Below are 17,174 nucleotides of genomic sequence, written 5' to 3'. Positions count from 1 at the left end.
GCTCCGTCGTTGTCGCGCGGGTCAGCGCAGGCCGGTGGAGCGGCGCAGCGCGGCCTGCAGCAGGCGGTCGATCAGCTCGGGGTAGGGCACCCCGGTGGCCTCCCACATCTTCGGGTACGCCGAGATGGGGGTGAAGCCGGGCATCGTGTTGACCTCGTTGACCACCCAGCGGCCGTCGGTCAGCAGGAAGAAGTCCACCCGGGCCAGGCCCTCGCAGCCCAGCGCCTCGAAGGCGGCCACCGCCTGGCGGCGGATCTCCTCGGTCTGCGCGGCGGTGAGCTCGGCCGGGATCCGCACCTCGGAGGAGTCGATGTACTTGGCCTCGAAGTCGTAGAACTCGAAGCCCTCGCCGACCAGCACCTCGGCCGGCAGGCTGGGCCGCGGGCCGTCCTCGAACTCCAGCACGCCGCACTCGATCTCGCGGCCCTCCAGCATCGCCTCGACGATCACCTTGGGGTCGTGCCGGCGGGCCTCGGCGATCGCCGCGTCCAGGTCGGCGGGGTCCTTGACCTTGGTGATGCCGATGCTGGAGCCGGCCCGGCAGGGCTTGACGAAGACCGGCAGGCCGAGCCCGGCGATCCGCTCCCGGGCGGCCTCCCGGCCGGCCTCGCTCTCCCAGTCCCGCGGCCGGACCACGGTGTACGGGCCGACACCGATGCCGAAGGACTCCAGCACCCGCTTGGTGTACTCCTTGTCCATGCCGACCGCGCTGGCCAGCACGCCGGAGCCGACGTAGGGCACCCCGGAGAGCTCCAGCAGGCCCTGGAGGGTGCCGTCCTCGCCCCACGGGCCGTGCAGCAGCGGCAGCACCACGTCGACCTCGCCGAGCACCTTGGGCGCGGCGCCGGGCTCGCTCCAGACCACCTCGCGGCTGGCCGGGCTGGCCGGCAGCGCCAGCTGGCCCTCGGCGGACTCCGCCACCTGGTCGACGTCGGGCATCCGGCCGCCGGCGATCGCCATCCGGTCCGGGTCGTCGCCGACCAGGGCCCAGCGGCCCTCGTGGGTGATGCCGACCGGCAGCACCTCGTAGCGGCTGCGGTCGATCGCGCGCAGCACGCCGGCCGCGGTCACCACGGAGACCCCGTGCTCGGAGGAGCGGCCGCCGAAGACGATCGCGACGCGCGGCTTGGCCGCCTGACCCTGGGTGTGCGGTTCGATGCTCATATCGGAAATGAGACTACCGTGCGGTTGTCCCGGTTCCGTGCGGGGAAACCGCCGGTTGCCGCCGTTCGGACGCTACCGCCGCTCGGGCTTCGCCGAGCGCCCCATCAGGTCCTTGAGCACCGCCTGGGTCGGCTTGCCCTTGTGCACCACGTCCACCACGGCCTCGACGATCGGCATGTCGCAGCCGTTGCGCCGGGCCAGGTCGAGCACCGACTCGCAGGACTTGACGCCCTCCGCGGTCTGCTTGGTGGCCGCGATCGTCTGTTCCAGCGTCATGCCCCGGCCGAGGTTGACCCCGAAGGTGTGGTTGCGGCTCAGCGGCGAGGAGCAGGTGGCGATCAGGTCGCCCATCCCGGCCAGCCCGGCGAAGGTCAGCGGGTCGGCGCCGAGCGCCACCCCGAGCCGGGTGATCTCGGCCAGTCCGCGGGTCATCAGGGTGGCCTTGGTGTTGTCGCCCAGGCCCATCCCGTCGGCCATCCCGACCGCCAGGCCGATCACGTTCTTGACCGCGCCGCCGAGTTCGCAGCCGACCACGTCGGTGTTGGTGTACGGGCGGAAGTACGGGGTGTGGCAGGCCTGCTGGAGCCGCCGGGCGACCGACTCGTCGGCGCAGGCGACCACGCTGGCGGCCGGCTGCCGCTTGGCGATCTCCGGGGCCAGGTTGGGTCCGGAGACCACCGCGACCCGGTCCTCGCCGACTCCGGCGACCTCCCGGATCACCTCGGTCATCCGCTTGGCGGTGCCGAGTTCGATGCCCTTCATCAGCGAGACCAGCACGGTCTGCGGCTCGATCAGCGGGGCCCAGGCGGCCAGGTTCTGACGGAGCGTCTGGGAGGGCACGGCCAGCACCGCGAAGTCGGCGCCGGCCAGCGCCCGGGCCGGGTCGGTGGTCGGGGCGACCGCGTCCGGCAGCACGATCCCGGGCAGGTACTCAGGGTTGGTGCGGGTGGCCGCGATGGTGTCCACCAGCTCCTGGCGGCGGCCCCAGAGGCCGACCTCGCACCCCGCGTCGGCCAGGATCATGGCGAAGGGGGTGCCCCAGGAGCCGGTGCCGAAGACGGCGCAGCGGGTGGTCATCTACTCGTTCTCCTCGCCCTGCTGACGCTTGGCCCTGGCCCGGCGCAGCTCGTAGCGCTCGGCCGGCGCCTTCTCCCCGCGGATCTCCTCCAGTACCGCGGTGATGGCGGCGGTGATCTCCTCGGTCGCCTCGCGCAGCACCTGGCTGGTCAGCTCCTTGCCCTGGAACCGGCTCAGGTCCACCGGCGGCCCGGCCTTCACCACCACCCGGCGGCGCGGCCGCAGGCTGATCCCGGCCTTCTTGCCACCCAGTCCGCGCCCGTACGGCGGCACGATCTCGTGCGCGCCCCAGTGCGCCACCGGGATCACCGGAGCACCGGTCATCAGCGCCACCCGGGCCGCGCCGCTCTTGCCGGTCATCGGCCAGAGCTCCGGATCCCGGGTGATCGTTCCTTCCGGGTAGAACTGGACCACCTGGCCGTTCTCGATCGCGGCGGCGGCGGCCCGGAAGGCCCGCGCCGCGTCGGTGGAGTCGCGGTAGACCGGGATCTGGCCCGTCTTGCGGAGCATGAAGCCGATGAACGGCACGTCGAAGAGCGAGGACTTCGCCAGGATCCGCGGCGGGCGCCCGCTGTTGTACTGGAAGTGCCCGTACACCACGGGGTCGATCGCGGAGTTGTGGTTCACCGCGGCGATGAACCCGCCCTCCTCGGGGAAGTTCTCCCAGCCGCTCCATTCGGGCTTCACCAGCACCGTGAGCACCGGCTTCACCAGGACCGCGGCCAGTCGATACCAGACTCCGTAGTCCGCGTTGCCGAATCCGGCGTGAGAGCGGCGGGCCACTCCGGGTCCTCCTCCGTGTGGTGCGGCACCGGGGGTGCCGCGGGATGCGGGCTGATTCGGTCACTACCGCCGGTCATCCTCGCACGGGGGTGCCCTGGCGGCCGCCGACGGGCCGACGGGACAATGACGCCGATGACCGAGCACACCGTACGCCCCCCGGCGCCGCCGGCCTCGACCTGGAGCCTGGTGCTGCCGGTCAAGGCGCTCGAGCGTGCCAAGACCCGGCTGGCGCCGTTCGCCGGGGCGCACCGCCCCCGGCTGGCCCTGGCCTTCGCCCTGGACACCGTGTCGGCCGCGCTGGACTGCCCCGCGGTCGGCCAGGTGCTGGTGGTCTCCCGGGACGGCGCGGCCGGCGAGGCGCTCGCCGCGCTGGGCGCGCTGGTGCTGGCCGACGAGCCGGGCGGCGGGCTCAACGGCGCGCTGTCGCACGGTGCCGCCCATGCGCGACGGCTGCGCCCCGACGCGCCCCTGGCCGCGCTCTCGGCCGACCTGCCGGCCCTGCGCGCGGCCGAACTCGCCCGAGTGCTGGGCGCGGTCCCGTCCGAAGGGCGCGCGTTCCTGGCGGACGCCCCGGGGATCGGCACCACTCTGCTGGCCTGCTCCCCCGGCCGCCCGCTGGCCCCGGCCTTCGGCGGCGCCTCCCGGCGGCGGCACGCGGCCGGCGGGGCCGCCGAACTCGCGCTGCCCGACGTGCCGTCGGTGCGCCGGGACGTGGACACCGCGGCCGACCTGGCCGAGGCGCTGGCGCTGGGCGTCGGTCCGCACACCAGGTCGGTGGCGGCGGCGCTGCCGATCTGAACCAGCCGTAGGATCGGTCACATGCAGGCCACCGCTTTCACCTTCGACCCCGACACCCGGGCGGGCTCCGTGCTGCTCGACGACGGCACCCCGGTGCCGTTCGACGCCGCCGCCTTCGACGCCGGCGGCCTGCGGCTGCTGCGGCCCGGCCAGCGGGTGCGGATCCGCACCGAGGGCAGCGGCGAGGGCCGCCGGGTGGTCTTCGTCACCCTGCAGACCTTCCCGGATCCGCAACAGGGCTGACGCCCCGTCAACCAGCGCCCCGGCCTTGCCCGGACGGCCGAACGCCGCGGCGGCCCGTCCCCCGGTTCCGGGGAGCGGGCCGCCGCGGCGCTGCTGCTTGGACCTGCCACCAGGTGCCCGCAGGGGGCACCTGACCGTGCGTTACTTCGCGGCGGTCTTGCGCGCGGTGGTCTTGCGCGTGGTGGTCTTCTTCGCCGGGGCGGTCTTCTTGGCGGCCGTGGTCTTGGCGGCCGCCGCCTTGGCGGTGGTGGTCTTCTTGGCGGCCGCGGCGGTCTTGGCCGTGGTCGCCTTCTTCGCCGCCGCGGTGGTGGTCTTCTTCGCCGCGGTGGTCTTGGTGGCGGTCGCCTTCTTGGCCGCGGTGGTCTTGGCGGCCGTGGTCGCCTTCTTCGCCGCGGTCTTCTTGACCGGAGCCTCGGCGGCCGCGGCGGCGGCGCGCTTGGTGGCGGCGCGCTTGGTCGCGGCGGTGACACCGCTCTTGCCCGGGGTCAGCGAGCCCTTGGGGGCCTTCTTGACCGACGGGCCGTCCTTCGGGAGCTTCTTGCTGCCGCTGACCAGGTCCTTGAAGCCCTGGCCGGGACGGAAGCGCGGCACCGAGGTCTTCTTGACCTTGACCCGCTCACCGGTCTGCGGGTTGCGGGCGAAGCGCGCGGAGCGCTCCACCTTCTCGAAGGTGCCGAACCCGGTGACCGAGACCCGGTCACCGGCCACAACGGCACGCACCATGGTGTCGAGCACTGCGTCGACGGCCTCTGCGGCAGCCTTGCGACCACCCAGCTGCTCGGCCACCGCTTCGACAAGCTGAGCCTTGTTCACGTCTTCCCCTTCAGAAACGGGCGCCGGATGATTCCATCCGTTCAATTCGCACGTTAGGCATGTATTTGCGGACTTTCAATTACCAAACGCGCGAATCACCCTAGTGTCGCAATGGATTTGCGCGTCCGTGACCTCAGCCGTGGGGCGGGCGCCCCTCGTCGAGGTCCTGCACAAAGCGACTCAACCGCCGCGCCGCCTCCGGGAGATCGCGCTTGGCGGTCTCGGTGACGATCAGCAGTTGCCGGGCGAGAGCGGTCTTTGCTTCAGCGGACACGTGGAGCGCGTGCACGCGGGCGTGAGCCTGCTTCAACCGCTCTGCCACAAGCGCGTAGAGCGCTGCGACTTCCGGTTCGTCCGGCACCTCGCCGACGGGGTCGGCAGAGGTCTCGTTGTCCAGCCGATCGTCAATTCGACTCCCGGGATCCCGGTCCACGAAGTCCGATGACGCGGGATCGCCGCCCGCGTACGGAGGTTCATGGTGCCGGTGCATGCTCTGATTGTGCCATCAACTCGGAGTTGCGACGCGCGGGCCCCGTCTTCCGGCAAATGGAGACGGTATCCGGGGCGTACTCCTGACCGGGCGTGAGGAGTGAACTCCCCCCCGCTACGACCGATGGCCCGCCCCCCGGTAAGGGGGCGGGCCATCGGATTGCGGTGGGTCAGGCGACCGGCTGGGTCCGGGGCTTGAAGCTCGGCCGGGCCGCCTCGAAGGTCGCGATGTCATCAGCGTTCGCCAGCGTGATGCTGATGTCGTCCAGACCGTTGAGCAGGCGCCAACGGACGTTCTCGTCCAGCTCGAACGCGGCGGTCACGCCCTCGGCGCGCACCTCGCGCGCCTCCAGGTCCACCGTGATCTCGGCGTTCGGGTCGGCCTCGATCAGCTCCCAGAGCTGTTCCACCGTCGACTGCGGCAGCACCACGGTCAGCAGGCCGTTCTTCAGCGAGTTGCCGCGGAAGATATCGGCGAATCGCGAGGAGATCACGGCCTGGAACCCGTAGTTCTGCAGCGCCCAGACCGCGTGCTCGCGCGACGATCCGGTGCCGAACTCAGGACCGGCCACCAGCACGGTCGCCCCCCGGCGTTCCGGCTGGTTCAGGATGAACGACTCGTCCTTGCGCCAGGCTTCGAACAGACCGTCCTCGAAACCCGAGCGGGTGACCTTCTTGAGCCAATGGGCGGGGATGATCTGGTCGGTGTCCACATTGCTGCGCCGCAGCGGAACGGCCCGGCCGGTGTGGGTGGTGAACTTCTCCATGGCTCAGACCTCCGCGGGGACGTTGTTCGACAGGTCGCTCGGGGCGGCCAGGCGGCCGAGCACCGCGGTGGCGGCGGCGACCTGCGGGGAGACCAGGTGGGTGCGGCCGCCCTTGCCCTGGCGCCCCTCGAAGTTGCGGTTCGAGGTGGAGGCGCAGCGCTCGCCCGGGGCCAGCTGGTCCGGGTTCATGCCCAGGCACATCGAGCAGCCGGCGTGCCGCCACTCGGCGCCCGCGGCGGTGAAGACCTTGTCCAGGCCCTCCTCGACGGCCTGCAGCGCGACCCGCACCGAGCCGGGGACGACCAGCATCCGGACGCCCTCGGCCACCTGGCGGCCGTCCAGGATCGCCGCGGCGGCCCGCAGGTCCTCGATCCGGCCGTTGGTGCAGGAGCCGACGAAGACCGCGTCCACCGCGACCTCGCGCAGCGGGGTGCCGGCGGTCAGGCCCATGTAGGTCAGCGCGTTCTCGGCGGCGATCCGCTCCTGCGGGTCCTCGAAGTCCGCCGGGTCCGGCACCGAGGCGCCCAGCGGCGCGCCCTGGCCCGGGTTGGTGCCCCAGGTGACGAACGGGGTCAGCTCGCTCGCGTCGATCAGCACCTCGGCGTCGAAGACCGCGTCCTCGTCGGTGGCCAGGGTCTCCCAGTAGGCGACCGCGGCGTCCCAGTCCTCGCCCTGCGGGGCGTGCGGACGGCCCTGCAGGTAGTCGAAGGTGGTCCGGTCCGGGGCGATCATGCCGGCCCGGGCGCCCGCCTCGATGGACATGTTGCAGATGGTCATCCGGGCCTCCATGGAGAGGTTCCGGATCGCCGAGCCGCGGTACTCCAGGACGTAGCCCTGGCCGCCGCCGGTGCCGATCTTGGCGATGATCGCCAGGATCAGGTCCTTGGCGGTGACGCCCTCCGGCAGCTCGCCCTCGACCGTGATCGCCATGGTCTTGAACGGGGCCAGCGGCAGCGTCTGGGTGGCCAGCACGTGCTCGACCTGGCTGGTGCCGATGCCGAAGGCCAGCGCGCCGAAGGCGCCGTGGGTGGAGGTGTGGGAGTCGCCGCAGACCACCGTGGTGCCCGGCTGGGTCAGGCCCAGCTGCGGTCCCACCACGTGGACCACGCCCTGCTCGACGTCGCCCAGCGAGTGGATCCGGACGCCGAACTCGGCCGCGTTGCGGCGCAGGGTCTCCAGCTGCACCTTGGAGACCGGGTCGGCGATCGGCTTGTCGATGTCCAGGGTCGGGGTGTTGTGGTCCTCGGTGGCGATCGTGAGGTCGGTCCGGCGGACCTGGCGGCCGGCCAGCCGGAGGCCGTCGAAGGCCTGCGGGCTGGTGACCTCGTGCAGCAGGTGCAGGTCGATGTAGAGCAGGTCGGGCTCGCCCTCGGCGCGCCGGACGACGTGGTCGTCCCAGACCTTCTCTGCCAGTGTCCGTCCCATCGCGTTCCCTCCAGCCGGCCGCTCTGCCGGCCTGATCGTGGTCGTGGGGTGCCCGTTCCCCGGGGGTTTGTCCGGGGTGCTCCATCAAGGGTGACGGGTTTCTCGCGAGATTGAACTTGCGTCTCGCCCACTGAGACTGCAGTATCGGTGCATGGACAACACTAGCGGCGTCGGCGTTCTCGACAAGGCCGCTCTGGTGCTCAGCGCACTGGAGTCGGGCCCCGCCACGTTGGCGGGGCTGGTCGCCGCCACCGGTCTGGCGCGGCCCACGGCCCACAGACTCGCCGTCGCACTCGAACACCACCGCCTGGTCACCAGGGACATGCAGGGCCGGTTCATCCTCGGACCCCGGCTCGCCGAACTCTCCGCCGCGGCGGGCGAGGACCGGCTGCTCGCCACCGCGGGCCCGGTCCTGACCCACCTGCGCGACGTCACCGGCGAGAGCGCACAGCTCTACCGCCGGCAGGGCGAGATGCGGATCTGCGTCGCCGCCGCCGAGCGGCTCTCCGGTCTGCGGGACACCGTCCCGGTCGGCAGCACCCTGCCGATGAAGGCCGGCTCCGCCGCCCAGGTGCTGCTCGCCTGGGAGGAGCCCGAGCGGCTGCACCGCGGCCTCCAGGGCGCCCGGTTCACCGCCACCGCGCTCAGCGGCGTCCGGCGGCGCGGCTGGGCCCAGTCGATCGGCGAGCGGGAGCCCGGCGTGGCCTCCGTCTCCGCGCCGGTCCGCGGGCCCTCCAACCGCGTGGTGGCCGCCGTCTCGGTCTCCGGCCCGATCGAGCGGCTGACCCGCCACCCGGGCCGGCTGCACGCCCAGGCCATCGTCGAGGCCGCCAACCGGCTCAGCGAGGCGCTGCGCCGCGGCTGACCACCCGTTCCCCCGGGCCGCGCACCCCACCCGGTGCGCGGCCCGTTCACGCATTCCGCCGGAATTCCCCGGAAAACACAGAAGCCCCCGGATTCCGGGGGCTTTCTTTACTGGCTGGGATACCAGGACTCGAACCTAGACTAACTGAACCAGAATCAGTCGTGCTGCCAATTACACCATATCCCACAGCAACCAGCCGATGGTTTTCGACCACCGGCTGGTTCACTGGTACCCCCGACCGGATTCGAACCGGCGCTACTGCCGTGAGAGGGCAGCGTGCTAGGCCGCTACACAACGGGGGCTCACCATGCCGCACGGGACGAAGCCCGCACTGCGTACCCCCGACCGGATTCGAACCGGCGCTACTGCCGTGAGAGGGCAGCGTGCTAGGCCGCTACACAACGGGGGCTCCTGCTATGCAATTCACTTACTGCATTGCGTACCCCCGACCGGATTCGAACCGGCGCTACTGCCGTGAGAGGGCAGCGTGCTAGGCCGCTACACAACGGGGGCTTGCTGTTCCCGCATCGCTGCGGGGTACTGCGCTGGGGTACCAGGACTCGAACCTAGACTAAATGAACCAGAATCACTCGTGCTGCCAATTACACCATACCCCATCAGAACTCAACCCCTGCTGGAGTCTTGCTCGGATGTTCGCTCCGCGGTTCGGGGGGTGGTGACCGGTGAGGTCTCTGGTCCCTCTCCGTTGCCCTCCCGGGCGGCGCAGAAAGAACATTACCCGACGCCCGGCCCCGCTCCAAAATCGATAACCGCAGGCAGGCCCGCCGGGGCCGCGGACCCGGCCCCGGCGGGGCGCCGTGACCAGGTCCGCGGGCGGCTCAGGAGGCCGGCAGGGCGTCCAGCGCGGACCGCAGCCGGCGCAGCGTCTCGGGCCGGCCGAGCAGCTCCATCGACTCGAAGAGCGGCGGGGAGATCCGGCGGCCGGTGACGGCCACCCGCAGCGGGGTGAAGGCGAACTTGGGCTTGATGCCCAGGCCCTCCACCAGCACCTCGCGCAGCGCCGCCTGGATCGGCTCCGGGGTGAAGTCCGCCAGCTCCTCCAGCGCCTTCACGCTGGCCTCCAGCACCGGGCGGGAGTCGGCGGTCAGCGCCTTGGCGGCGTCCTCCGGGTTCACCGCGAACTCGGCCGGGTCCACGAAGAGGAAGCCGAGCATGTCGGTGACCTCGGAGAGCACCACCATCCGCTCCTGGGTGAGCGGGGCGGCCCTGCGCAGCAGGTCGAGCTGCTCGGCGCCGGGCTCGGCCGGCAGCAGGCCGGGGGCCTGGAGGTACGGGACCAGCCGCTGGACGAAGTCCTCCGGCTCCAGCAGCCGCAGGTGGTCGGCGTTGATCGACTCGGCCTTCTTCAGGTCGAACCGGGCCGGGTTGGCGTTCACCTTGCCGATGTCGAACGCCTCGACCAGCTCGGCCATGGAGAACCGGTCCCGGTCCTCGGCCAGCGACCAGCCCAGCAGGGCCAGGTAGTTGAGCAGGCCCTCGGGCAGGAAGCCGCGCTCCCGGTAGAGGTTGAGGCTGGCCTGCGGGTCGCGCTTGGAGAGCTTCTTGTTGCCCTCGCCCATCACGTACGGCAGGTGGCCGAAGAGCGGGGTGGTGCCGTTGCCCACGCCGATCTCGGCGAGCGCCGCGTAGAGCGCGATCTGACGGGGCGTCGAGGAGAGCAGGTCCTCGCCGCGGAGCACGTGGGTGATGCCCATCAGGGCGTCGTCCACCGGGTTGACCAGGGTGTAGAGCGGGGCGCCGTTGGCCCGGACGATGCCGTAGTCCGGCACGTCCTTGGCCTCGAAGGTGACGGTGCCGCGGACCAGGTCCTCGAAGGCGAGCGCGTGGTCGGGCATCCGGAACCGCAGGATCGGCTGCCGGCCCTCGGCCCGGTAGATCGCCTTCTGCTCCTCGGTCAGGGTGCGGCACAGGCCGTCGTAGCCGGAGGGCAGGCCGGCGGCGCGGGCCGCCTCGCGGCGGGCGTCCAGCTCCTCGGTGGTGCAGAAGCACTCGTAGGCGTGCCCGGCCTCGTGCAGCCGGCGGGCCACGTCCGCGTAGATGTCCATCCGCTGGGACTGCCGGTAGGGCTCGTGCGGGCCGCCGACCTCGGGGCCCTCGTCCCAGTCGAAGCCCAGCCAGCGCATCGCGTCGAGCAGCTGGTTGTACGAGTCCTCGGAGTCCCGGGCCGCGTCGGTGTCCTCGATCCGGAACACCAGGGTGCCGCCGTTGTGCCGGGCGAAGGCCCAGTTGAACAGCGCGGTGCGGACCAGGCCGACGTGCGGGTTGCCGGTGGGGGACGGACAGAAGCGGACCCGGACGTCCGGGTTTGCTGCGTTAGCCACGCTTGATCACCTTGTTGGTGAGAGTGCCGATGCCTTCGATGGAGACGGCGACCTCGTCGCCGACGTGCAGGGGTCCGACACCCGCGGGGGTGCCGGTGAGGATGACGTCGCCCGGGAGCAGCGTCATGGCCTCGGAGATGTGCGCGATCAGCTCGGGGACGCCGCGGACCATCAGCGAGGTGCGCCCGGTCTGGCGCAGCTCCCCGTTGACCGTGCAGGTGATGGCCAGGTCGGCCGGGTCGAGGCCGGTCTCGATCCACGGGCCGAGCGGGCAGGCGGTGTCGAAGCCCTTGGCCCGGGCCCACTGGCCCTCGCGCTGCTGGACGTCGCGCGCGGTGACGTCGTTGGCGCAGGTGTAGCCGAAGACGACCTCGGGCACCCGGTCCACCGGCACCTCGCGGCACATCCGCCCGATCACCACGGCCAGCTCCGCCTCGTGCTGCACGTCACTGCTGAACGGCGGGTAGGCGATCGCCTCGGTCGGGCCGATCACCGAGGTGGAGGGCTTGAAGAAGGTGAGCGGGACGTCCGGGACCTGGTTGCCGAGCTCGGCCGCGTGCGCCGCGTAGTTGCGGCCGACCGCGACGATCTTGCTGGGGAGCATCGGGCTGTGCAGCCGGACCGCGGCCAGCGGGTAGCTCTCCCCGGTGGGTTCGGGGGTGCCGAACGGGTGCCCGGAGAGCGCGTGCACCACCAGCGACGCCGGCTGGTTCGGGTCGCCCTCGACCACGCCGAAGGAGACGCTGCCCGCGGCCGCTCCTTCACGAACTGAGAATCTCGCGATACGCACGCTGGGCGACCTTTCCGGTACTGGGGTCGATTCCGCCCCAGGCTATCGCCCGGGGAACGGGCGAGGGCGCCGCCACCAGGGGTGACGGCGCCCTCGACCAGGAGTGTGAAGGAGGCGTCTCAGCTCTCCTGCTGCTGCTTGGGCACCACCATCAGCTTGGTACGGCGCGGGTTCGCGGTGCTGGTCGGCAGCTCGCGGGCGTACTCGACGGCCTCCACCGAGCGGCCGCCGGGAAGCTGGCTGAAGTCCTCCAGCGAGGCCAGCGTCGTCCGGCGCGGGTTCGCCGTGGAACGGGAGCCGAGCGTCGACGGGTTGGGCTTGGCCGGCGTCTGGGACATCGATTCACACCTTCGGTTTCGGGACGGGTGCCATCGCGGTCTCGTGGCACGCCTCCTGGTCGCAAGGAGCCAGGGTAGGGATCTCATTCCACAGTGGCCGTGACCAAAGCTACACATTGGCCTGTGATTTTGCTCACAATTTCGCCGACAAGGCCCGCATACTGGATATTTCACCCAAGAAGTAAATTCCGACAATTCGGAACTGTCCGGCATACCGGAAGGCCGTTCGAGTGGCGTTCACCTGGCCGCCAGTCACGGAGTGTCCGAAAAGGCCCGGATTCCTGCCCCCGCTCGCACCGTCCGTGAGGCACCGCGCGCGGTCGGTAGCACCGCTCCGGCCGCCACCCCGCCCCTTGTTGGACTCCCCCCGCTGTGCTGGAATGCCACGAACCGCCCTAGGTCTACCCATGGCGGCCCGAGTGCATTCCCGATTCCACGGGATTGCCGACATGAACTCGACACCGCCCCGGCCTCGCGGCCCAGGGGCGCCCGGTCCAGAGGTTGCGACGCCAGTGCAGGGACGTTTCAAAAGGGGTAGCGGCGCCGCAGGCCAGGCCGAGTCGCCGGAGCCCCTCGCTGCCCCCCACCAGTCGGAGCCGGACGCCGTTCCCGGTGATCGGCTGGTCAACGGAGAACCGGACGGCGAGCAGGACGCCGGACCGGACGCGCAGGACGAGGCCGGCCGGCTCTCCCGGGCCCGGCTGCGCACCACGCTGAACCGGCGCCGGGCCACCGGCCTCGGCCGCCTCCGGATGCGCAACTGGCGCATCCGGACCCGTCTCATAGCCCTGCTGCTGCTCCCCGTGGTGGTCGCGCTCGCCCTCGGCGGCCTGCGCATCAACGGGTCGATGCAGAGCTCCCAGCAGCTGGCCCAGATGGCCAACCTGAGCGACCTCGCGGTCAAGGCGACCCAGCTCGCCGACGCCCTGGAGACCGAGCGCGACATCAGCGCCGGCCCGCTGACCGCGTTCCCGACCGTGCAGGACGACACGGTCACCACGGCCCGTCGCACCACCGACGACCTGACCAAGGCGTACAACACCCGGGCCGACTCCTTCGACAACCTCGACCTGGCCGGCGGCAACTCCCTGCTCATGCAGGTCCGCAAGGACATGGTGCTGCTGTCGAACTTCCGCAACAACGCCTACAACCAGGTCAACAACATCGAGGCGACGGTCGCGTCCTACGACACGATCATCAAGGACCTGCTCTCGATCAGCCAGGAGATCGCGCTCGGCTCGGACTCCCCCGACCTGGTCAAGTCCACCCGTGCGCTGGAGCAGTTCTCGCTGGAGAAGGAGAGCACCTCGATGCAGCGCGCGCTGATCAGCGCCGCGCTGGCCCGCCCGGGCGGCCCCGACCTCTCCTCCTCGGACCAGTCCTTCGGTTTCCGTCTGACCACCGCCGACCAGAACGCGGCCGCCAACTTCAACGCGATCTACGGCACCACCCAGGCGCAGAAGCTGCGCGAGCGGCTGACCTTCAACCCGGAGATCAACCAGTCCGACCGGTTCGCCGGCCAGGTGCTGCAGGCCAACGGCATCAGGCAGGCCGACACCCGCGGCTTCAAGGACTGGTACGACCAGGCCTCGGTGAAGATCGACGCCGAGCGCTCGATCGAGAACCAGCTGCTCGAGGAGCTCAAGGGCAAGGCCCAGTCGCTGCAGTCGCAGGCCGACAACGACGTGATCCTCAACGGCGTGCTGGTCGCGCTGGTGCTGCTGGTCGCCGTGGTCGGCGCGGCCCTGATGGCCCGCTCCATGGTGCGCTCGCTGACCAAGCTGCAGACCGCGGCCGAGGACGTCGCCGAGCGGCGGCTGCCCGAGCTGGTCAAGACGCTCTCCGAGAGCGACCCGCACGAGGTCGACGTGGCCGTGGAGCCGGTCGGCATCGACTCGGCCGACGAGATCGGCCACGTGGCGCACGCCTTCGACATGGTGCACAGCGAGGCGGTCCGGCTGGCCGCCGAGCAGGCGCTGCTCCGCGGCAACATCAACTCGATGTTCACCAACCTCTCGCGCCGCAGCCAGGGCCTGATCCAGCGCCAGCTGTCGCTGATCTCCGAACTGGAGAGCCGCGAGGCCGACCCCGACCAGCTGGCCAGCCTCTTCAAGCTCGACCACCTCGCGACCCGCATGCGCCGCAACGGTGAGAACCTGCTGGTCCTCGCGGGCGAGGACCCCGGCCGCCGGTGGACCCGCCCCGTCCCGCTGGTCGACGTGCTGCGCGCCGCCGCCTCCGAGGTGGAGCAGTACGAGCGCATCGAACTCGCCTCCGTGCCCTCGGCCGAGGTGGCCGGCCGGGTCGTCAACGACCTCGTCCACCTGCTCGCCGAGCTGCTCGAGAACGCCACCTCGTTCTCCAGCCCGCAGACCCGGGTCCGGGTCACCGGCCACGCCCTGCCGGACGGCCGGGTGCTGATCGAGATCCACGACACCGGCATCGGCCTGAGCCCGGACGACCTGGCCGAGATCAACGAGCGGCTGGCCAACCCGCCGACCGTGGACGTCTCGGTCTCCCGCCGGATGGGCCTCTTCGTGGTCGGCCGCCTGTCGCTGCGCCACGGCATCCGGATCCAGCTGCGCCCCAGCGACTCCGGCGGCACCACCGCGCTGGTCATGCTCCCGGTGGACGTCACCAACTCCGCCGACCGGCGCGGTCCGCGCCCCGGCGGCCCGCAGGGCAAGGCCGCCCAGCGCGGCGTCGGCCCGACCCCGCGCCAGCAGCGCGCCCCGCTGCCCGGCGGCGAGGCCCCCGGCCTGCCGCAGCGTCCGGCCCCCGCGCTCGGCCAGGGCCCCGGCGGCGCCGGTGCGCCGGCCGGCCGCCCGCAGCTGGGCCAGGGCCCGAGCGGTCCGGGTGCGCCGGCCCCGCAGGGCGGCCCCGGCCTGCCCACCCGCGAGGTCGGCCAGGCGCTGCGGGAGACCCCGCCGGCCGGCCGCCCGCAGCAGCCGCAGCAGCAGGGCCGCCGCCCCGCTCCCGGCGGGCCCGGTATGCCGCGCCGCGGCGGCGCCCCGATGGCGCCCGGCGCCCCCGCCGGCCCCGGTGCGCCCGCCATGCCAGCCGCGCCCACCGCGCCGCAGGGCCACGGGCGTCCCGCCGAGCAGCCGCAGCACGGCTGGGCGGACGGCCGCACCCAGGGCCGCCCGGCTCAGGCCCCGCGCACCGACGTCGGCCCGAACGGCCGCCCGGCCGGTCTGCCGCAGCGCCCGGGCGTGCCGAACGCCGCCGCCGCGCAGCAGCACGGCCAGCTGCCCCGGCAGGACGACCTGCAGGGCCCGCCGACCCTGCAGCAGCCGGTGCTCGGCTCGGCCCCGGCCGAACCCGCCGAGAGCACCGCGCCGTTCGCCCGGCCGCGGTTCGAGGCCAGCGAGATCGACCCGCGCGACCCGCTGGGCCTCGGCCTGGTGGAGCCGGTGCTGCCGAGTGTCGGCGCGCCGCAGCCGCAGCAGCGCGGCGGCCAGCAGCCGCCGGCCGAGCAGTACGGCCGGCCCGCCGAGCCGTCCCCGTTCGCCCCGCCGCAGCAGCAGCTCCAGCAGCAGGCTCCGCAGCAGCCGTACGGCCAGCCCGCGCTGCCGCCGCGCCGCGCCGAGCACGGCCAGGCGCCGGGCGAGGATCAGGCGTTCCGCAACGGCGGTGCCAGCCGGATGGCCTCGGTCCAGGTGAACGACACCCGGGATCCGCAGCAGGGCCGCCAGCCCTACCAGCCGCAGCGCCCCGGCACCACCGCGCCGGACCTCCACTCGGCGGCCGCCCAGCCGGGCCGGCCCTCGATGCCCGGTCAGCAGGTGCCGCAGCAGTCCCAGCAGCAGCCTCCGCAGCAGCCGATGCCGGCTCAGGGCCAGCCTCAGAGCCAGCCGCAGGGCCGGCCCGGTCCGGGCGAGACCCCGTGGCACACCTCGGCGAACGACGAGCGGTGGCGCCGGGCCGAGCAGCTGCGCGAACCCACCTCGGACGGCGTGACCCTCTCGGGCCTGCCGCGCCGCACCCCGCAGGCCAACCTGGTGGCCGGTACCGCCGAGGCGGCGCCGCTCTCCGGCCCGCAGGTCTCCCGGGCGCCGGAGGAGGTGCGGGGCCGGCTGACCAACCTGCGCCGCGGCATCCAGCAGGGCCGCCGGGCCGGCGCCGAGTCGACCCAGCAGACCCCCGCCGTCGACCGGTCGTTCGACGGTTTCGGCAACCCCACCGCTGCCGGTGACGGTCAGGGGGGCTACCGTTCTGCGGCACCGGAGGGCAACGGCTTCGGTCCGGAGAGCGGCTACGGCTTCGGCACTCAGAACCAGGAGCGTTGAGTTGAGTCAGATGAGTCAGGCAGCCAGCAACCTGAACTGGCTGATCACCAATTTCGTGGTGAACACCCCCGGGGTGTCGCACACGGTGGTGGTCTCCGCCGACGGGCTCCTGCTGGCCATGTCCGAGGGCTTCCCGCGCGACCGCGCCGACCAGCTCGCCGCCGTCGCCTCCGGCCTGACCTCGCTGACCTCCGGCGCCAGCCGGATCTTCGAGGGCGGCGAGGTCAACCAGACCGTCGTGGAGATGGAGCGCGGCTTCCTCTTCCTGATGGCCGTCAGCGACGGCTCCTCGCTCGCGGTGCTCGCCTCCCCCGACTCGGACATCGGCCTGGTCGGCTACGAGATGGCCCTGCTGGTCGACCGGGCCGGGGCGGTCCTCACCCCGGCCCTCCGCGCCGAACTCCAGGGCAGCCTCCTGCACTGATCGGGAGTCAGACCACCCTCCGTCGGGCCCGGCCGCGCGTACCGGGCCCGACGTCCCATCCCACAGCTGACGCGACTTCAGCAGCAGCGCAAGGAGGATCCAGATGACGCCCCCGACACCGGCCGGTTCATACGGCAGCGGGTACGGCTCCGGCTACGGCGACCAGGGCGGCTACGAGCAGCAGCCGCTGGTCCGGCCGTACGCCATGGTCGGCGGCCGCACCCGCCCCCGGTACCAGCTCGCGATCGAGGCGCTGATCTCCACCACCGGGAACGCGGCCCGCTCCGGCGGCCTGCTGCCCGAGCACCAGCGGATCGTCCAGCTGTGCCAGGAGGTCAAGTCGGTGGCCGAGATCTCGGCCCTGACCGGTGTGCCGCTGGGGGTGGCCCGGATCCTCGTCGCCGACCTGGCCGAAGCCGGCCTGGTCGCCATCCACCAGCCCGCCGCCGCCGGCGAGACGGGCGGAACGCCGGACGTCACGCTGCTCGAAAGGGTCCTCAGTGGACTTCGCAAGCTCTAGCCCCGCCGCCACCCGGGCCACCACCTCCGCGAAGATCGTCGTCGCGG

16 protein-coding genes and 5 tRNA genes are annotated in these 17,174 nt (G+C 72.3%); 6 read left to right on the top strand and 15 right to left on the bottom strand.

Annotation, left to right across the window (positions count from 1 at the left end; all coding sequences use genetic code 11):
* Positions 1-21: 21 nt before the first annotated feature.
* From ACFYNO_RS36280 to ACFYNO_RS36270, 3 genes are all read right to left on the bottom strand, one after another.
* On the bottom strand, positions 22-1,164 hold the full coding sequence (locus tag ACFYNO_RS36280) for a D-alanine--D-alanine ligase family protein (RefSeq protein WP_388021883.1): 1,143 nt from the start codon (positions 1,162-1,164) through the stop codon (positions 22-24).
* Between the two features lie 72 nt (positions 1,165-1,236).
* Positions 1,237-2,241: an NAD(P)H-dependent glycerol-3-phosphate dehydrogenase gene (locus ACFYNO_RS36275; RefSeq protein WP_388021881.1), complete on the bottom strand. Its 1,005-nt coding sequence runs from the start codon at positions 2,239-2,241 to the stop codon at positions 1,237-1,239.
* Positions 2,242-3,024, bottom strand: coding sequence for a lysophospholipid acyltransferase family protein (locus ACFYNO_RS36270; protein ID WP_388021879.1), 783 nt, complete (start codon positions 3,022-3,024; stop codon positions 2,242-2,244). It lies immediately after the preceding gene.
* Positions 3,025-3,156: 132 nt separating this feature from the next.
* Here ACFYNO_RS36270 and cofC point away from each other — a divergent pair, with 132 nt between their 5' ends.
* Positions 3,157-3,822 carry a 2-phospho-L-lactate guanylyltransferase gene (cofC, locus tag ACFYNO_RS36265; RefSeq protein WP_388021877.1) on the top strand — a complete coding sequence of 222 codons (666 nt, stop codon included), beginning with the start codon at positions 3,157-3,159 and terminating at the stop codon, positions 3,820-3,822.
* Positions 3,823-3,843: 21 nt separating this feature from the next.
* Positions 3,844-4,065, top strand: a complete 222-nt coding sequence (locus ACFYNO_RS36260) for a hypothetical protein (RefSeq protein WP_388021876.1) — start codon at positions 3,844-3,846, stop codon at positions 4,063-4,065.
* A 141-nt stretch (positions 4,066-4,206) separates the two neighbouring features.
* On the opposite strand, the gene ACFYNO_RS36255 is transcribed toward ACFYNO_RS36260, so the two are convergent.
* The 4 genes from ACFYNO_RS36255 to leuC form a co-directional block, all read right to left on the bottom strand.
* Positions 4,207-4,878 carry an HU family DNA-binding protein gene (locus ACFYNO_RS36255; RefSeq protein WP_388021874.1) on the bottom strand — a complete coding sequence of 224 codons (672 nt, stop codon included), beginning with the start codon at positions 4,876-4,878 and terminating at the stop codon, positions 4,207-4,209.
* A 133-nt stretch (positions 4,879-5,011) separates the two neighbouring features.
* Positions 5,012-5,368: a hypothetical protein gene (locus tag ACFYNO_RS36250; RefSeq protein ID WP_388021872.1), complete on the bottom strand. Its 357-nt coding sequence runs from the start codon at positions 5,366-5,368 to the stop codon at positions 5,012-5,014.
* 169 nt (positions 5,369-5,537) lie between these two features.
* Positions 5,538-6,134, bottom strand: a complete 597-nt coding sequence (gene leuD, locus ACFYNO_RS36245; protein ID WP_388021870.1) for a 3-isopropylmalate dehydratase small subunit — start codon at positions 6,132-6,134, stop codon at positions 5,538-5,540.
* Positions 6,135-6,137: 3 nt separating this feature from the next.
* Complete coding sequence (gene leuC / locus ACFYNO_RS36240) at positions 6,138-7,559, bottom strand: 3-isopropylmalate dehydratase large subunit (protein ID WP_388021868.1); 1,422 nt, start codon at positions 7,557-7,559, stop codon at positions 6,138-6,140.
* Between the two features lie 151 nt (positions 7,560-7,710).
* On the opposite strand from leuC, the gene ndgR reads away from it, so the two are divergent.
* Positions 7,711-8,424: an IclR family transcriptional regulator NdgR gene (gene ndgR / locus ACFYNO_RS36235; RefSeq protein WP_388021866.1), complete on the top strand. Its 714-nt coding sequence runs from the start codon at positions 7,711-7,713 to the stop codon at positions 8,422-8,424.
* 111 nt (positions 8,425-8,535) lie between these two features.
* Here ndgR and ACFYNO_RS36230 read toward each other — a convergent pair.
* The 8 genes from ACFYNO_RS36230 to ACFYNO_RS36195 form a co-directional block, all read right to left on the bottom strand.
* A tRNA-Gln gene (locus ACFYNO_RS36230) sits at positions 8,536-8,610 on the bottom strand.
* Positions 8,611-8,650: 40 nt separating this feature from the next.
* A tRNA-Glu gene (locus ACFYNO_RS36225) sits at positions 8,651-8,726 on the bottom strand.
* 34 nt (positions 8,727-8,760) lie between these two features.
* Positions 8,761-8,833, bottom strand: a tRNA-Glu gene (locus ACFYNO_RS36220).
* 31 nt (positions 8,834-8,864) lie between these two features.
* A tRNA-Glu gene (locus ACFYNO_RS36215) sits at positions 8,865-8,937 on the bottom strand.
* Between the two features lie 32 nt (positions 8,938-8,969).
* Positions 8,970-9,041: transfer RNA gene (locus tag ACFYNO_RS36210), tRNA-Gln, on the bottom strand.
* A 222-nt stretch (positions 9,042-9,263) separates the two neighbouring features.
* Positions 9,264-10,766 carry a glutamate--tRNA ligase gene (gene gltX / locus ACFYNO_RS36205; protein ID WP_388021864.1) on the bottom strand — a complete coding sequence of 501 codons (1,503 nt, stop codon included), beginning with the start codon at positions 10,764-10,766 and terminating at the stop codon, positions 9,264-9,266.
* Positions 10,759-11,556, bottom strand: coding sequence for a fumarylacetoacetate hydrolase family protein (locus ACFYNO_RS36200; RefSeq protein ID WP_388021862.1), 798 nt, complete (start codon positions 11,554-11,556; stop codon positions 10,759-10,761). Before ACFYNO_RS36200 ends, gltX begins: the two co-directional genes overlap by 8 nt.
* 119 nt (positions 11,557-11,675) lie before the next feature.
* Positions 11,676-11,894, bottom strand: coding sequence for a hypothetical protein (locus tag ACFYNO_RS36195; protein WP_388021860.1), 219 nt, complete (start codon positions 11,892-11,894; stop codon positions 11,676-11,678).
* 512 nt (positions 11,895-12,406) lie between these two features.
* Between ACFYNO_RS36195 and ACFYNO_RS36190 the strand changes: the two genes are divergently transcribed.
* The 3 genes from ACFYNO_RS36190 to ACFYNO_RS36180 all read left to right on the top strand — a co-directional run bounded on the left by ACFYNO_RS36190 (position 12,407) and on the right by ACFYNO_RS36180 (position 17,127).
* Positions 12,407-16,183, top strand: a complete 3,777-nt coding sequence (locus tag ACFYNO_RS36190) for a nitrate- and nitrite sensing domain-containing protein (RefSeq protein WP_388021858.1) — start codon at positions 12,407-12,409, stop codon at positions 16,181-16,183.
* Between the two features lie 10 nt (positions 16,184-16,193).
* Complete coding sequence (locus ACFYNO_RS36185) at positions 16,194-16,607, top strand: roadblock/LC7 domain-containing protein (RefSeq protein ID WP_388021856.1); 414 nt, start codon at positions 16,194-16,196, stop codon at positions 16,605-16,607.
* Positions 16,608-16,710: 103 nt separating this feature from the next.
* On the top strand, positions 16,711-17,127 hold the full coding sequence (locus ACFYNO_RS36180; RefSeq protein WP_388021854.1) for a DUF742 domain-containing protein: 417 nt from the start codon (positions 16,711-16,713) through the stop codon (positions 17,125-17,127).
* Positions 17,128-17,174: the final 47 nt, after the last annotated feature.

The sequence above is a fragment of the Kitasatospora sp. NPDC006697 genome, assembly GCF_042869935.1.
In the GTDB taxonomy this organism is placed as follows: domain Bacteria; phylum Actinomycetota; class Actinomycetes; order Streptomycetales; family Streptomycetaceae; genus Kitasatospora.
The sequence above is the reverse complement of the archived record's forward strand: the minus strand, read 5'-3'. Positions and strand labels throughout refer to the sequence as shown.

Excerpts from the sequence above, each read along its gene's own strand:
- ACFYNO_RS36280 (WP_388021883.1), bottom strand. The coding sequence starts at position 1,164 with ATGAGCATCGAACCGCACACCCAGGGTCAGGCGGCCAAGCCGCGCGTC.
- ACFYNO_RS36275 (WP_388021881.1), bottom strand. The coding sequence starts at position 2,241 with ATGACCACCCGCTGCGCCGTCTTCGGCACCGGCTCCTGGGGCACCCCC.
- cofC (WP_388021877.1), top strand. The coding sequence starts at position 3,157 with ATGACCGAGCACACCGTACGCCCCCCGGCGCCGCCGGCCTCGACCTGG.
- ACFYNO_RS36260 (WP_388021876.1), top strand. The coding sequence starts at position 3,844 with ATGCAGGCCACCGCTTTCACCTTCGACCCCGACACCCGGGCGGGCTCC.
- ACFYNO_RS36250 (WP_388021872.1), bottom strand. The coding sequence starts at position 5,368 with ATGCACCGGCACCATGAACCTCCGTACGCGGGCGGCGATCCCGCGTCA.
- leuD (WP_388021870.1), bottom strand. The coding sequence starts at position 6,134 with ATGGAGAAGTTCACCACCCACACCGGCCGGGCCGTTCCGCTGCGGCGC.
- leuC (WP_388021868.1), bottom strand. The coding sequence starts at position 7,559 with ATGGGACGGACACTGGCAGAGAAGGTCTGGGACGACCACGTCGTCCGG.
- ndgR (WP_388021866.1), top strand. The coding sequence starts at position 7,711 with ATGGACAACACTAGCGGCGTCGGCGTTCTCGACAAGGCCGCTCTGGTG.
- ACFYNO_RS36195 (WP_388021860.1), bottom strand. The coding sequence starts at position 11,894 with ATGTCCCAGACGCCGGCCAAGCCCAACCCGTCGACGCTCGGCTCCCGT.
- ACFYNO_RS36185 (WP_388021856.1), top strand. The coding sequence starts at position 16,194 with ATGAGTCAGGCAGCCAGCAACCTGAACTGGCTGATCACCAATTTCGTG.
- ACFYNO_RS36180 (WP_388021854.1), top strand. The coding sequence starts at position 16,711 with ATGACGCCCCCGACACCGGCCGGTTCATACGGCAGCGGGTACGGCTCC.